This window comes from Corynebacterium macclintockiae (genome assembly GCF_027570165.1).
GTDB classification, from domain to species: Bacteria; Actinomycetota; Actinomycetes; order Mycobacteriales; family Mycobacteriaceae; genus Corynebacterium; species Corynebacterium macclintockiae.
In genome coordinates this window covers 55,825-71,177 of the sequence record NZ_JAKMUV010000009.1, presented here as the reverse complement: position 1 = coordinate 71,177, position 15,353 = coordinate 55,825, and the positions used below count along the sequence as shown (strand labels likewise).

The window sequence follows — 15,353 nt, the reverse complement described above, 5'->3', positions numbered from 1 at the left end:
GCCAGCGCCGGGGTTATTGCGGGCCAGGGCCCAGCGAGCTCAGCCGCTACTTGTTAGCGTTCAGGCTGTCGATGATCTCGTTGAACGTCGAAGACGGACGCATCACAGCGGAAGTCTTCACATCATCCGGCCAGTAGTAGCCACCCAGGTCCACCTCGTGGCCCTGAACATCCAGCAGCTCCTGGGAGATCTTCTCCTCGTTGGCCTCGAGGGCGTCAGCAACAGGCTTAAAGACCTCCGCCAGCTCGGCATCGCGCGTCTGGTCAGCCAGCTCGCGAGCCCAGAACTTCGCCAGGTAGAAGTGCGAACCGCGGTTGTCGATCTCGCCGACCTTGCGGGATGGGGACTTGGACTCGTTCAGCACGGCCTCGGTCGCAGCATCCAGAGCATCGCCCAGGATCGGAGTGCGCGGGTTGTTGTCAGTCTCCTGCAGCTTGCGCAGAGACTCCGCCAGCGCCAGGAACTCACCCAGGGAATCCCAACGCAGGTGGTTTTCCTCCAGCAGCTGCGCCACGTGCTTCGGCGCGGAACCGCCCGCACCAGTCTCGAACAGGCCACCGCCGGCGATCAGCGGCACGACGGACAGCATCTTCGCGGAGGTGCCCAGCTCCATGATCGGGAACAGGTCCGTCAGGTAATCGCGCAGCACGTTACCAGTGACGGAAATCGTATCCTCACCAGCGCGGATGCGGTCGATGGATAGCTGCATGGCCTCCTCCGGAGGCAGAATGCGGATATCCAGACCCTCGGTGTCGTGATCCTTCAGGTAGGTCTCCACCTGCTTCTGCACGTTCACGTCGTGGCCGCGCTTCGGATCCAGCCAGAACACAGCCGGCGCGCCGGTGGCGCGGGCGCGGGTCACGGCCAGCTTCACCCAGTCCTGTAGCGGAATGTCCTTGGTCTGGCATGCGCGCCAGATGTCGCCCTCGGCAACCTCGTGCTCCATCAGCACATCACCAGCGCCATTCAGCACCTGCACACGACCCTCGGCCTCAATGCGGAAGGTCTTGTCGTGCGAACCGTACTCCTCGGCCTTCTGAGCCATCAGGCCAACGTTCGGGACAGTGCCCATCGTGGTCGGGTCGAAAGCACCGTTCTGGCGGCAGTCATCGATAACTACCTGGTAGATGCCCGCGTAGGAGGAATCCGGCAGAACAGCCAGCGTATCCTGCGTTTCGTCGTTCTTGTTCCACATCTGGCCGGAGGTGCGGATCATCGCCGGCATGGAAGCATCCACGATCACGTCGGAAGGCACGTGCAGGTTGGTGATGCCCTTGTCGGAGTTCACCATCGCCAGGTCCGGACCGTCCGCCAGGGCCTTATCGAAGGCCTCGCGGATCTCTGCGGCATCTTCGACCTCGCCAGCGTCCAGCGCATCCAGGATTGCGCCCAGGCCGTTCTCGCCGTTCAGGCCAGCGGGCAGCAGCTTGTCGCCGTACTGCTCAAACACATCGGCAAAGTATGCGCGCACTGCGTGGCCGAACATGATCGGGTCGGAGACCTTCATCATCGTGGCCTTCAGGTGTACGGAAAACAGCACACCCTCCGCCTTAGCGCGAGCCACCTGAGCCCGGAAGAAGGTGCTGAGGGCGTCGGCACGCATCACGGTGGCGTCAATAATTTCCTTGTCCAGAACCGGCAAGGATTCCTTCAACACCTGCGTCTCACCGTTCGGCTTGACCAGCTGGATGCGCAGCGTGTCGTCACCGTCGATGATGACGGACTTCTCGTTGTGACGGAAGTCGTCTGCCTCCATCGTGGCGACATTCGTCTTGGACTCTGGCGACCACTTGCCCATGCTGTGCGGGTGCTTGCGTGCGAAGCTCTTCACAGCCTTCGGCGCGCGACGGTCAGAGTTGCCCTGGCGCAGAACCGGGTTAACGGCCGAACCCTTCACAGAGTCGTAGCGAGCCTGCGCATCGCGCTCCTCGTCGGTCTGCGGCTCCGCGGGGTAATCCGGCAGGTCGTAGCCGGCCTTCTGTAGTTCCGCGATGGCGGCCTTCAGTTGCGGGATGGATGCCGAGATGTTCGGCAGCTTGATGATGTTCGCATCTGGGGTTTCGGCCAATTCGCCGAGCTCTGCCAGGGCATCGTCCACCTTCTGCTCCGCCGGCAGCACGTCGGAAAACGCGGCCAGGATGCGGGCGGCCAGCGAGATATCGCGGGTTTCCACCTCCACTCCAGAGGTCGAAGCAAAAGCCTCCACAATTGGCTTCAAGGAATAAGTCGCCAAGAGCGGGGCTTCGTCGGTGCGGGTGTAGATGATCTTTGCCATGTGGCGTTCGTCTCCCAGCCTCTAGTTAGTCAGTTGATCTTTTAGTGGTTTACGATCCAAGAATACGGCAAATAGCGAACCCGTGAATGTTACGGGGTTATTGGCCACCGTGCGGCCGGTTTGTGTTTAAAGCTAAAAAATTTTTTTTGACGCCTACCCGCCGCACTTTCGCGACCTATCCGTCGCGCTTCCAGCCGCCCGTCAGCCCGCCCAATCAACCCAGACCAATCGTCCCCCGACCAATCAACCCCCGACCAATCAACCCCCGAAAGCGAGCGATGCCCGTGAGTCAGACTCGACTGACCAAGCTTCCATCCCGGCGCCCTGTCCCGCGCCAGACAGAAATCTCCACCCGCCACCGCTACATCGCCATGGTCGCTATGGCCCTGGGCGGTTTCGGCATTGGCACTACGGAGTTCGTGGCGATGGGGCTGCTGAACCTCATCGCGGAGGATTTTGCGATCTCCGAAGACCAGGCAGGCCACGTGATCTCCGCCTACGCGCTGGGTGTGGTTATCGGCGCCCCGTTGATCACTACGCTGACCGGTTCCATTCCGCGCAGGCGGTTGGCGCTGATTCTCACCGCCGCGTTCATCATCGGCAACGGCCTGAGCGTGTTCGCGCATTCCTACTGGTTGCTTATGCTGTCCCGCTTCATCGCGGGCTTCCCACACGGCGCGTACTTTTCTGTCACGGCGCTGATTGCCGCCTCGATGGCGCCTAACGGCAAGCGCGGTAAGGCAGTGGCGCTGACGGGCATGGGGCTGTCCATCGCCACGGTCATTGGCGTGCCGGTGGCTCAGTGGTTGGGTTCCACGTTCGGGTGGAATGCGGCCTTCGCGATGGTTGCGGTCATCGGTATGGTCACCTTCGTTGCTCTGTGGTTCACGGTGCCGCACATGACGTTGATGCCGCGCACGAAGCCGATCACAGAGCTCGGCGCACTGGTGAATTCGCAGGTGCTGATGACCCTCGCCGTGGGCACCGTTGGCTTCGGCGGCATGTTTGCGGTCTATACCTATATCTCTTGGACTTTGACGGAGAATGCGGGCTTCAACGGCGACCTCATCTGGATTCCGCTGATGGTCTACGGCGTGGGCATGGTCATAGGCACGTATATCGGCGGAGTGCTGGCCGATCGCAACCTGGAGTATGCGATCCTGGGCACCCTGCTTTCGCTGGTCGTGGTGCTTTCTTCCTTCTACTTCCTGTCCCACAACGCCGTGGCGGGCATCATTAACTTCGGTGTGATCGGCTTGCTGGGTTCCACCCTGGTGCCGAACCTGCAGACCCGTCTTATGGACGTTGCCGGCGACGCCCAGACCCTCGCCGCGGCTCTGAACCACTCTGCGCTGAATATGGCCAATGCGGCGGGTGCGGCGGTCGGCGGCGCGGTTATTGCTGCTGGTTACGGTTATTCCACCCCTGCGCTCGCCGGTGCGGCGATGGCTGCGTGCGGCGCGTTGCTGTGGGTTCCTGCCTATTATTTACGACGCCGTCAGCTTGCGGCCGCCCGCGCGTGAAGTCGGACACTCGAAGGTAAATCGGGCTTAGTAGGGTAGTGCGCATGAAGTCTTTGACCATTGCGACGGTGAACGTCAACGGTATTCGTGCCGCGGCGAAGGTACGGCACGAGGGTAATCAGGGGATCCTGCCCTGGCTGGAGGCCACCCCTGCGGACGTGGTGTTAATGCAGGAAGTGCGCGCCGACGAAAAGCAAACCCGCGCTGCCCTGGAGCCCGTGCTGGGGGAGTGGCACCTGGCGCAGGCGCCGGCTGCCGCCAAGGGGCGGGCGGGCGTGGCCATCCTGTCGCGTTTGCCCCTGCGGGACGTGCAGATCGGCTTTGGTGGAAGCGCTGGCGCAGAAGAATTCGCGGACTCCGGCCGCTACATTGAGGCCACGGTGGATGCCGGGAATCTGCCGGTGCGTGTGGCTTCGCTGTATCTGCCCAGCGGTGCGGCGGGGACTGAAAAGCAGGACGAGAAGTACCGCTTCCTGGATTCCTTCGGCGAGTACCTGCAGGCGCGCGCTGCACAGGCTGAACAGTCCGAACTGCCTGAGTTAGTTATCGGCGGGGACTGGAACATCTGCCACCGCCGCGAGGACCTGAAGAATTGGAAAACCAACCGTAAGAAGTCCGGCTTCCTGCCGGACGAGCGGGCCTTTATGGACTCGCTGCTGGGAACCTTCCCGGATGAGGCGACCCAGGTTTCCGACGATCAGGATGCCGGACGCAACGGCAACCCGGCCGGGGTGGCTGGCGATTTCTTCGGCGCAGTGGAATACGCGCCGGGCGCAGCCGCACAGGCCCGCCTGGCCACCGGCGCCGCCGCGGAGCCGCACTACTTCGACGTGATGCGCCGCGTACTGCCCGACCAGGCCGGGCCGTATTCCTGGTGGACCTACCGCGGTCAGGCCTTTGACACCGACGCAGGCTGGCGTATCGACCTGCAGGTGGCAACAAAGGGGATGCTCGACCGGGCGCTGCGCGCGAACAAGGTGTGGGTCGACAAGGCCGCGGCCTATGACCAGCGCTGGTCGGATCACTCGCCAGTGCTGGTGGAGTACGCATGTTAACCGTCCTCTACGTCCTGGGGCTTACCGCCGAGTCGATGACGGCGGCGTTGGCTGCGGGACGGCAGCGGATGGACATGTTCGGCGTCATGCTCATCGCCGCCGTGACCGCCTTCGGTGGCGGCACGGTGCGTGACATGCTGTTCGGCCACTACCCATTGCGCTGGGTGGACGAGCCAATCTTCCTGGCGATCGTGCTCGTTGCAGCGTTGGTAACGGTGCTGGCGAGCTTCCTGATGGACTACTTCCGCACCATCTTCCTGGTGCTGGATGCAGTGGGTCTATCCACCTTTGCCCTGCTCGGCGCGCAGGTGGCGTTGGAGATGGGGCACAGCCCTCTGATCGTTGTGGTGTCCTCCGTGGTGACGGGCGTTTTCGGCGGTGTGCTACGCGACATCCTCTGCGATCGAGTGCCGCTGGTGTTTAACGAGGAGCTCTATGCCTCTATCGCCATCCTCGTGGCCGTGATGTTCATGAGCATGCTCCACTTCAATCTGGACGAGACGATCGGCAGCCAGTTCGTCATTATCATCTGCCTAGTCTTTGCTTTCGGCCTGCGACTATTGTCGATTTTCTACCGCATTTCCCTGCCCGTTTTCGAATACCAAGAGCGCGAATATGTGCGCGATCCCGCCGGGCGCCTGACCATGTGGGCACTCAACAAGGCCGGTGTACGTCGCCGAGAGATGCGCCGGCGCAGCCTGGGGGCTCCGCGCGCCCCGAAGGACAAAAAGGGGCAGAAGAAGCGACGAAACGAAAACCGGTTTGAACTGGTCGATCGGGGGGAGTTTGAGTACGAGGACGACGGGGCGTCACCAAACCCGCCCACAGAACCCGACAACCGTGACGAGTAAGGTTACCTACTATGAACCAACCTGCGAAGAAACAGCGCGTCGTCTCCGGCCTGCAGCCGACCAGCGATTCCTACCATCTGGGCAACTACCTGGGTGCCGTAAAGCAGTTCATTAAGCTGCAGGAAGATTACGAGACCTTTTACTTCATCCCCGACCAGCACGCCATCACCGTGCCGGGCTACAACCCGAAGGACCTGCGCAAGCGCACCCTCGCGGGCGTGGCACAGCTGCTGGCGCTGGGCATCGACCCGGAGCGCTCCACCCTGTACGTCCAGTCCCACGTGCCAGAGCACACTCAGCTGGCATGGGTGCTGATGTGCATCACCGGCGACGGTGAAGCGCGCCGCATGACGCAGTTCAAGGACAAGTCGGCAAAGCAGGGCGGCGACAATACGACCTCCGGCCTGTATGCCTACCCGATGCTGATGGCTGCGGATATCCTGCTGTACCGCCCGCACCTGGTTCCGGTGGGCGAGGACCAGCGGCAGCACCTGGAGCTTACGCGCAACCTCGCGGAGCGTTTTAACTCCCGCTACAAGAAGACCTTCGTGGTGCCAGAAGGCTTCATCCCCGAAGGCGCGGCGAAGATCTACGACCTGCAGAACCCCACTGCCAAGATGTCGAAGTCCACGGACAATCCCAAGGGTCTGATTAACCTGCTGGACGACCCAAAGGTCTCCGCCAAGCGCATCCGCTCTGCCGTGACCGACAACGACGGTGAGATCCGCTACGACAAGGAAAACAAGCCAGGTGTATCGAACCTGCTGGTCATCCAGTCCGCCCTGGGGGACAAGAGCATTGACGAGCTGGTGGAGGGCTACCAGAAGGCCGGCTCTGGATATGGTGACCTGAAGAAGGACACCGCCGAGGTGCTGGAGGCATTCTGCTCCCCGCTGCGACAGCGCTACGACGAGTACATGGCGGACCCCGCGGAGCTGCACCGCATCCTCGCAAGTGGTGCTGAGCGAGCCCGCGAGATCGCGTCGAAGACCATCGAGCAGGTCTACGAGCGCGTGGGCTTCTTGGCAGAACAGTAAGGCAACAGTAAAGCGCGCCCGCGCTCGCCGTGCTTTACTAATGTGAGAATCTTCGAGACGAGACGACCGGAAGGAAGGGCCGTCCCCTTGGCGACCACTGATCCTGATAAGAAAAACCTGGATAACTACGGCGTGGAGCGTTCCCGCAAAGACGAACCAGGTCCGCTGGATAAGTACCGCGAGAAGTGGCCGTGGCTAGACCACGTGCTGCGGATGCAGGATCGGTACACCGAACAGGGCGGCAACCAGTATGCCGCGGGCATCACCTACTTCTCCGTGATGACCATCTTCCCGCTGATGATGCTGGTGCTGGCCGTCATGGCCATGATTCTGGCTGGCAACGAAAAGCTGCTGAACGAGGTCATGGACAAGGTCGCCACCATGGGCGACGGCAACATGGGCGAGGTTCTGCAGACTATTATCGAGCAGTCCATCGAGCAGCGTAAGTCCGTGTTCTCCATCGGTCTTCTGCTGGCACTCTGGACGGGACTGGGCTGGATCGCCCACCTGCGCCTGGGCGTATCCGAGATGTGGAAGGTCTCCGGCAAGGCCGATGGTTTCGTCTCTGGCAAGGTCAAGGACCTGATCGGCTTGCTGGGACTGCTGGTTTCCCTGATCGGCGCCTTCGCCATCACCACCGTTGGTAACTCCGGGCTGACCACCCAGCTGCTGGACATGGTTGGGCTGTCGGACGTCCCGGGTATTCGCTACATCACCTTCGCGGTGGCGCTGCTGGTGGCCTTGATCGCTAACTTCTGCGTGTTCTTCTGGATGATTCTTTACTTGCCGCGCACCAAGGTGCCACGCGGTTCCGCAGTGAAGGCGGCCATCATCGGCGCGGTTCTGTTCGAGGTGTTCAAGCAGTTCGCAACCATGTTCTTCTCTAAGGCACTATCCAACCCGGCCGGTGCGGCCTTCGGTCCGGTTATTGGTGTGATGGTGCTGATGTACTTCATCTGGCGCATCCTGTTGTACTGCTCCGCATGGGCCGCCACTACGCCGGAATCCCTGGCTAACCTGCGCCCCGATGCGCCCCCGGCCGCGGTTATTCGCGTGCGCCAGGAGGTACGTACCGGAAGTACGGACGCCAGCCGCGCTGGCCTGCTGGGCGTAGGAGCTGCCGCCGGAGTCGTCGTCGGCGGGTTGGCCTCCAAGCTTTTCCGCCGCTAGTTGCCCCGGCTCCGCTAGCGCCGGACGCGCGGGCAGCTAGGATCGTTAACCATGATTGACTCTGACATCATCGCGTCCCTGCCCAAGGTAGAACTCCACGATCACCTCGACGGCGGCGTGCGCCCCGCAACGCTGGTCGAGCTGGCCGAGAAGATCGGCTACGAGCTGCCCACCACCGACCCGGTAGAGCTGGAAAAGTGGTTCTACGAGGCAGCGAACTCGGGCGACCTGCCGACCTACCTGACGACCTTCGACCACACCACCGCCGTCATGCAGACCGTCGAAGGGCTGGTGCGAATCACCCGCGAGGCTGTAGAGGATCTGGCCGCGGACAATGTGTGCTACGCCGAGCTGCGTTACGCCCCCGAGCAGCACCAGGCGGATGGCCTGTCCCTGCAGCAGATCGTCGAGGCCACTGTGCAGGGCGTGAAGGAAGGCGAGCGTCTGGTCGCCGAGCAGGGCGGTCGCATTCACGTGCGCCTCATCCTCTGCGCCATGCGCCACGCGGATCGTTCCGAGGAGATCGCGCAGCTGACCGTCGATAACTACGGTGAACACACCCCGGGCGAGGGCTACGTCGTCGGCTTCGACATCGCCGGCGCGGAGGACGGCTTCCCGCCGTCGAAGCACGCTGCCGCCTTTGACCTGCTGCGCCGTAACCTTGTTCCCTTCACCATTCATGCGGGTGAGGCTGCGGGTGTGGACTCTCTTCGTGACGCCCTAGCGCAGGGTGCCCGGCGTATCGGTCACGGCGTGCGCGTCTACGAGGACTTTAATGCCACCATGAGCGGTATCGAGTTGGGACAGGTCGCCCGCTTCATGCGCGACCAGCGCATCGCTCTGGAGATCTGCCCGACCTCCAACACACAGACGGGTATCTGCGATGACGTGGCCGAGCACCCCTTCGGTCTGCTGTACGAGATGGGCTTCTTCTGCACGGTGAACACGGATAACCGGCTGGTTTCTGGCACCACCATGTCCCGCGAGTTCGAGCTGCTGGCCGAACACTGCGACCTGGAGCTGTGGCAGTTGCTGGAGCTCACGAACAACGCTCTGCAGGTGGCCTTCTGCGATGAGTCCTTGCGAGAGGATCTGGAGCGCAACGTGCTGTATCCGGCCTATGCCGAGATCGGCAACAGCCTGCCCGACGAGGCGATGGGCGAGGCAGTGGATGCCGAAGGTGCCGAGTTCTCCAACGGCATGCAGCGTCTGCACGGCCACGGTCAGCTGAAAGCTGCAGGCGCCGACGCGGGGCAGCAGGATATTGAGCTGTCGATGGAGAACCTGAAGGCGGAGCTGGAGGAGCTAGGCCTGAGCCTGGATGATGACGATGCCGACGAAGGCACGGGTGCAAGCGAGGACGGCGAGCAAACCTCCAGCTAGACCCATCTGAATGCTTTAAGTTCGCCCTCTAGCGGTTGGGTTCTGCCCCTGTGAACTGGCAAAATGCTCTGCATGGCGAATTCTGAAAGCATTCTGCGCAACCCCCGCGGCCTCCGCCGAATGGTGGCCCTGCTGGTTGTGATCTGCACGGGCGCAGCCCTCACCGCATGCTCGGAGACCGGCGGTCGCCCGCGCGGTGGCGCTTCCGGCGACGGCGGCGGGGGAGTGGATACCCCACGGTACACGGTGGCTATGGTCAGCCACGGTGCCCCCGGCGATACCTTCTGGGATCTCGTCCGCGCGGGCGCGGAGGATGCCGCCAAAAAGAACAACCTGGAGCTGCGTTATAGCTCTTCCCCACAGGCTCCCGACCAGGCGAACCTGGTGCAAAACGCCATCGACTCCCACGTCGACGGCCTGGCTCTGACCATGCCCACCGCCGAGGCTCTGGGGCCGGTCGCCAAGCGCGCGGTCAAGGAGGGCATCCCCGTGGTCGGCCTAAACTCGGGCATGGACCACTACAAGAAGTACGACCTCAGCGCATTCTTCGGCCAGGACGAGTCCGTCGCCGGTGAGCGCGCCGGCCAGCGCCTGGCGAAGGACGGCGCCAAGAAGGTGCTGTGCGTCATCCACGAGCAGGGAAACCCCAGCCAGGAAGCCCGCTGCGCAGGTATCAAGAAGGGCTTGGGCGGCGGCTCTGTGGAGAACCTCTATGTCAACGGCATGGACCTCACCAGCGTGCAGTCCACCGTGCAGGCGAAGCTGGCGCAGCAGAAGGACATCGACTGGGTCATGGGCCTGGTCGCGCCCGTCGCACTGACCGCGGTGCAGGCCAAGGAACAGTCCGGCTCCGACGCGAAGATCTCCACCTTCGACACCAACGCGGAGCTTGTCGCCGCGATCAAGAAGGGCACCATCGAGTGGGCCGTTGACCAGCAGCCCTACCTGCAGGGCTACATGGCCATTGACGCTCTCTGGCTGGCCAAGCGCAACGGCTCCACCGTCGGGGGCGGCCAGCCGGTACTGACCGGCCCGTCGTTCGTGGATAAATCCAACGTGGACACGATTGCGGAGGCGGCAAAGGCAGGGCTGCGATGAAAGCGATGAACGTGCTCAAGCGCCCCGAGTTCACCTCCGTCCTCGGCGCGGTGCTGATCTTCGCGCTGTTCATGATCGTCGCCCCGTCGTTCCGCTCCTTCGACGCGTTCTCCACGGTGCTGTATGCCAGCTCCACGATGGGCATCATCGCCCTGGCCGTGGGGCTGCTGATGATCGGCGACGAGTTCGACCTGTCCTCCGGCGTGGCTGTCACCACCGCCGCCCTGGCCGCCACGATGTTGAACTACAACTTCTGGCTGAACTCCTGGGTGGGTGTGTTCCTTTCCCTCCTGATCGCCCTGGCCATCGGCGCTTTCAACGGAATCATGGTGATGCGCACCGGCATTCCGTCGTTCCTTATTACTCTCGCCGCGTTTCTGATGCTGCAGGGCGTCAACCTGGCAGTGACCAAGTTGGTCACCGGGCAGGTCGCGACCCCTTCGATCGCCGACATGGAAGGCTTCGAATCCGCCAAGGCGGTCTTTGCCTCCTCGGTGGACATCTTCGGGGTGCAGGTCAAGACGATTGTTTTCTGGTGGCTGCTCTTCGTGGCCCTGGCCAGCGTGTTGCTGTTTAAGACGCGCTTCGGCAACTGGATCTTCGCCGTCGGCGGTGATGCCGAGGCCGCCCGCGCCACCGGCGTTCCCGTTCGTCGTGTGAAGGTGATCCTGTTCATGTTCGTCGGCTTCGCCGCCTGGTTCGTGGGCATGCACAACCTCTTCGCCTTCGATTCGATCCAGGCCGGGCAGGGGGTCGGCAACGAGTTCCTCTACATCATCGCTGCAGTTATCGGCGGCTGCGCGCTGACGGGTGGGCGCGGCACTGCCATCGGCACTGCCATTGGTGCGCTGATCTTCGGCATGACGAACCAGGGCATTGTCTACGCGGGGTGGAACCCGGATTGGTTCAAGTTCTTCCTCGGCGCGATGCTGCTGTTTGCGGTGCTCACCAACAACTCTGTTTCGAAGTTCACGTCTGGGGGTCGTAGCTAAATGTCTTCTTCTATTGACGCCACCCCGATCATCAGCCTCCGCAATGTGGCCAAGGACTATGGCGACGTCCATGTGCTGAAGGACATTGACCTGGATATCTACCCGGGCAAAGTGACCTGCATCCTGGGCGATAACGGCGCGGGCAAGTCCACGCTCATCAAGATCCTCGCCGGGCGGCACAAGCACACCAGTGGCGAGGTGCTGGTCGACGGCGAAGAGGTCCATTTCAATGGGCCGAAGGATGCTCTAGATAAGGGCATTGCCACCGTGTATCAGGACCTGGCCGTGGTCGGTCAGATGTCCGTGTGGCGGAACTTCTTCCTCGGCCAGGAGCTCACCGGACGCTTCGGAATGTTGCGTGCTGACGAGATGCGCCGGATTGCCGCCGAAGAGCTGGAAAAGATGGGTGTGCACCTGGACGATGTCGAGGTGCCCATCGCCAACCTTTCCGGTGGCCAGCGGCAGGTCGTGGCCATTGCTCGCGCTGTGTACTTCGGTGCGCGAGTGATCATTCTGGACGAACCCACCGCAGCGCTGGGCGTCAAACAATCGGGTATGGTGCTGCGCTTCGTTAAGGCTGCCGCCGAGCGCGGGGTAGGCGTGGTGCTGATTACCCACAACCCTCACCATGCGTATCTGGTGGGTAGCCACTTCGTGCTGCTGAATATGGGGGAGAGGTCCCTGGACGCGGATTACTCCGAGGTCACGCTGGAACAGCTGACGCTGGAGATGGCCGGCGGGGGCGAATTGGATTCCCTCAACCACGAGCTGCGTGATCTGGGTTAAGCTTCTACTTCGTATCGGTGGAAGACGGCAGTAAGCAGAGGGGAGTGTTAACCTTCGGCGTAGATAACGATGGTCCAGCATTCCTGGGCCTGGACGTAATGTCGAAATAGGCCAGAATTTTAGATGAGCAACGAGAACTGGAACAGTTGGAACAACTATTACCCGTCGGCGCCAGAATCGCAGCAAGCGAAGGAGACATCGCCGTGGGTCTATTCCATCGTGGCGATTGCAGTGATGGCGTTTCTAGTTGGCGTTAGCTTGGCGGCTTTTGCCATCTTGGGGAACAACAAAGATGATGGCGGCGAAAGCGCCGCCCCTGGGGATTCCACGCAGAGTTCAAGCACCGTGGCCGCGAAATCTACAGAGCCTGCTGGAACAAATGAGTCCTCAGATGGGGCCGCAGAATCCACCGAGTCTTCTGCGCCCTCGGGATCGCACAGCAGCGAAGAATCCACTGCGGCGCCGAAGACGCCAAACCCCGATGCCCCCGGGGGCTCTAGCGAAGGCGCGGGCTACAAACTCAGCAGCCACGGCTGGGAGGGGAGCCCCGCGTATTGCAACGCAGATGACGAGTGGCTCTACGCAGCTTACGGGGACGGCGATTATGTGGTGGTCTGCCAGGTAGGGCGTTCCGGGGATTATTATTACCGCGGCGATGTGGGCGGGCATGAAATGGAGAAGGACGTGGATATGTCCTTTGCCGATCCGACCCGGGGGAGCTATCGCGTACCTGTCGGCGGGGGAACGCGAATCGAGATAAACCAAAAGAGCCTGAAGGTTTTCGAAGACGGCAAACTAGCCAGCGATGTTAGGTTCGATGCCTACTTTGTGGACAACTCCTAGGCCTCTCAGCCCGAGGTTTCTTTTTGCTTTAGGTAGCCGGGTTGGTAGCTAAATGTCATAATGAGGCGGTTCGTAAACGCAGAATTTTTCGCAGTCAAAAGTAGGGAGTGCCTTTATGAATAACCCGAACCCTTATGGACAGCCGGGGCCGAACCCTGGTCCTAATCCGGGTAACCAGAACCCTTATCCGCAGCAGCAGCCACAGGGCCAGTTCGGCCAGCCGAACCAGTTCGCGCAGCCGGGACCGCAGGGGCCGAAGGGGCAATCCCTGCAGTGGAATCAGATCGGCGCGATTGTCGCCGGTGTAGCCGCGCTCCTGGTGGTGCTCTTCAGCTCCTTCAGCTGGGTTGCGATGGAGATTACCTACAACGAAAACAAGGGGAAGGTCGGCCTGAATGGTTGGGGTCGTGTCTCTGCCGATGTCATCCAGGGGACTGCTGGAGATCCCGGCAAGCTGGAATCAGAGGTTGGTAAGTCTGGGTTGGGCTTGTTTTTCACGATCCTCGTTGTGGGATTGCTGATCGCCGCGGCAGTAATGCTTTGGCTAAAGGTTCAGCCCCGAGTTGCTGCATTCCTGGGCATTGGCGCAGGCGCCCTACACCTCATTTGGGCAGTGTGGAACATCGTTGACTTCAATGGCGAACTGAAGGAAGCCAAGGATGCGCTGGAGAAGCAGAAGGCGCTGTATGGGAATCTGGGGTCGTCGGCACAAATGGATTTGAATGTGGACGGTGGACCGCAGTTTTGGGTATTCCTGACGATCCTTCTTGCTCTGGCCATCATCGCCGCAGGCGTGCTGGTGATTGTGAAATTCGGTAACCAGATGAATGGTTCCGCTCAGCCCAACCAGTTCGGTCAGCCAGGTCAGTTCGGCCAGCCTGGTCAGTTCGGTCAGCCGGGCCAGCCGGGTCAGCCAGGTCAGTTCGGCCAGCCGGGCCAGCCCAACCAGTTCGGGCAGTCGGGCCAGCCAGGCCAGCCCAACCAGTACGGTCAGCCAGGCCAGTAGTTAACTTCTCGCATAAAAAGAGCTCGCCAGCCGAAGCTGGTCGAGCTCTTTAGTTCTTTTGACCTAGAAGCGCGTAAAGCGCTTAATCAGGCCGTCCTCCAGAGCTTTCCAGCCCTTGGCTTCTTCGTCGAAAGGTGCAGACGGCTGCGCATCCGACGGGGATCCCAGCATGTAGGCCAGGTAGTTCTGCAGCTTCGGATAGCTCAGCAGAATCTTGTTTACGCCGTCGTCTCCGGCCCAGTCCGCGGCATCCGCCAGCAGCTCGTAGGCCTGGCCCAGCTGGTCGGTATCCACCGCGTCGATGGATTCCGCGATATCGTCGCGCAGACCGGCGAAGGAGTACTGGTTCGAGTCGTGCACTGTGACCTCCAGCTCGCCAGCGTTCGCGGCACTGACAAGGTCGCCCCAAGTATCCAGCTCTTCGAGGTCGTGATCGTGGGCGTCAATAAGCCACCGCACCAGAGCCCGAGAGTTCGGGAAGGTATTGATCTCCCCGTGGCGCCCCAGGAAGCGCGGCTTGTCGCCGACGTAGCAGCGCAGGGTGTAAACGTACTGGCCGTTCAGGCTAACGCGGATCGGGTCGATGCCGGCTTCCGCCCAGATCGTCTTGTCGTAGGGATCGACGTCCTCGCCGTCCTTGGACTCCGCCGCTGCTGCCGCCTCGGCTTCCTTTTCCTTCTGGCGCTTGTCGCGGGCTTCCTTTGCCTCGTCGATCTTCTCCTGTGCCTTTTCTACCTTGTCCTCTTCGACCTCGGGCTCGCTCAAGTGCGCCTCGACATCGTCGAGCATGCCCTTCCAACGATCCAGCACGGTGCGACCGACGCCCGACCACTCCTCCAGGCCATTCTGGGATTGGTAGTGGTCCGGTCCACGGCGGACGTTATCCAGAATGGAATACGAGTGGAACCAGTTGTTAACGCTCTTTAGCCCCAACACGTTGCCCATGGAGCGCAGAAGATCGAAGCCACGGGCGACAGCCGTCGTCGATTCATAGCCGGGGCGCTGAGCCAACTTGCGGGGAACCTCGATCAGGTTGATCTTGCCGGCGCGGGAAGGGACGACATTCGTCGGCAGGTCAGCCTTGAACTGCGACCACTTCGGGTGCTCGGCCAGCTCATTGCGGCCGCCGTCCTCTAGGAAGGCCAGCAATTTGGCTGGGGACTCAAAGACGAAAATGTCATCGTCGTCGCCCAGGAAGCCCTGCCAGCGTTCCCCCTTAACCAGCCAGTTCGGAGCCCACAGGGTGTACCAGGTGCCACTGACGGTCTCTACCTCTACGGCGACGATGCCGTTTCCATATGTCCTCATGCCATTATCTGCTGCCATGGCTAGGC

13 protein-coding genes are annotated in these 15,353 nt (G+C 61.7%); 11 read left to right on the top strand and 2 right to left on the bottom strand.

Annotated elements, in window-relative coordinates; genetic code table 11:
- Nucleotides 1-46 precede the first annotated feature (46 nt).
- Nucleotides 47-2,275: an NADP-dependent isocitrate dehydrogenase gene (locus L8U58_RS07975; protein ID WP_269955084.1), complete on the bottom strand. Its 2,229-nt coding sequence runs from the start codon at nt 2,273-2,275 to the stop codon at nt 47-49.
- Between the two features lie 278 nt (nt 2,276-2,553).
- On the opposite strand from L8U58_RS07975, the gene L8U58_RS07970 reads away from it, so the two are divergent.
- From L8U58_RS07970 to L8U58_RS07920, 11 genes are all read left to right on the top strand, one after another.
- Nucleotides 2,554-3,798 (top strand): MFS transporter, encoded by a 1,245-nt coding sequence (locus L8U58_RS07970; RefSeq protein ID WP_034971180.1) that lies wholly within the window; start codon nt 2,554-2,556, stop codon nt 3,796-3,798.
- 44 nt (nt 3,799-3,842) lie between these two features.
- Nucleotides 3,843-4,853, top strand: coding sequence for an exodeoxyribonuclease III (locus L8U58_RS07965; protein ID WP_269955083.1), 1,011 nt, complete (start codon nt 3,843-3,845; stop codon nt 4,851-4,853).
- Entirely contained in the window at nt 4,847-5,704 is an 858-nt protein-coding gene (locus tag L8U58_RS07960) for a trimeric intracellular cation channel family protein (RefSeq protein ID WP_269955082.1), read from the top strand. The genes L8U58_RS07965 and L8U58_RS07960 overlap by 7 nt, the downstream gene beginning before the upstream one ends.
- A gap of 11 nt (nt 5,705-5,715) precedes the next feature.
- Nucleotides 5,716-6,741, top strand: coding sequence for a tryptophan--tRNA ligase (gene trpS, locus L8U58_RS07955; protein ID WP_034977831.1), 1,026 nt, complete (start codon nt 5,716-5,718; stop codon nt 6,739-6,741).
- 87 nt (nt 6,742-6,828) lie between these two features.
- The gene (locus L8U58_RS07950) at nt 6,829-7,911 is read left to right on the top strand and encodes a YhjD/YihY/BrkB family envelope integrity protein (protein WP_269955081.1); all 1,083 of its coding nucleotides are present in this window, start codon (nt 6,829-6,831) and stop codon (nt 7,909-7,911) included.
- Between the two features lie 51 nt (nt 7,912-7,962).
- Complete coding sequence (locus tag L8U58_RS07945) at nt 7,963-9,294, top strand: adenosine deaminase (protein ID WP_269955080.1); 1,332 nt, start codon at nt 7,963-7,965, stop codon at nt 9,292-9,294.
- Between the two features lie 120 nt (nt 9,295-9,414).
- The gene (locus tag L8U58_RS07940; RefSeq protein ID WP_187402161.1) at nt 9,415-10,392 is read left to right on the top strand and encodes a substrate-binding domain-containing protein; all 978 of its coding nucleotides are present in this window, start codon (nt 9,415-9,417) and stop codon (nt 10,390-10,392) included.
- Complete coding sequence (locus L8U58_RS07935; RefSeq protein ID WP_034971199.1) at nt 10,389-11,384, top strand: ABC transporter permease; 996 nt, start codon at nt 10,389-10,391, stop codon at nt 11,382-11,384. Before L8U58_RS07940 ends, L8U58_RS07935 begins: the two co-directional genes overlap by 4 nt.
- Nucleotides 11,385-12,170 carry an ATP-binding cassette domain-containing protein gene (locus tag L8U58_RS07930; RefSeq protein WP_034971202.1) on the top strand — a complete coding sequence of 262 codons (786 nt, stop codon included), beginning with the start codon at nt 11,385-11,387 and terminating at the stop codon, nt 12,168-12,170.
- A 123-nt stretch (nt 12,171-12,293) separates the two neighbouring features.
- The gene (locus tag L8U58_RS07925) at nt 12,294-13,013 is read left to right on the top strand and encodes a flagellar basal body-associated FliL family protein (RefSeq protein WP_269955079.1); all 720 of its coding nucleotides are present in this window, start codon (nt 12,294-12,296) and stop codon (nt 13,011-13,013) included.
- Nucleotides 13,014-13,128: 115 nt separating this feature from the next.
- A complete protein-coding gene (locus L8U58_RS07920; RefSeq protein ID WP_269955078.1) occupies nt 13,129-14,019 on the top strand; it encodes a hypothetical protein in 891 nt (296 codons plus the stop codon).
- A 63-nt stretch (nt 14,020-14,082) separates the two neighbouring features.
- On the opposite strand, the gene L8U58_RS07915 is transcribed toward L8U58_RS07920, so the two are convergent.
- The gene (locus L8U58_RS07915) at nt 14,083-15,345 is read right to left on the bottom strand and encodes a hypothetical protein (RefSeq protein ID WP_269955077.1); all 1,263 of its coding nucleotides are present in this window, start codon (nt 15,343-15,345) and stop codon (nt 14,083-14,085) included.
- Nucleotides 15,346-15,353 lie beyond the last annotated feature (8 nt).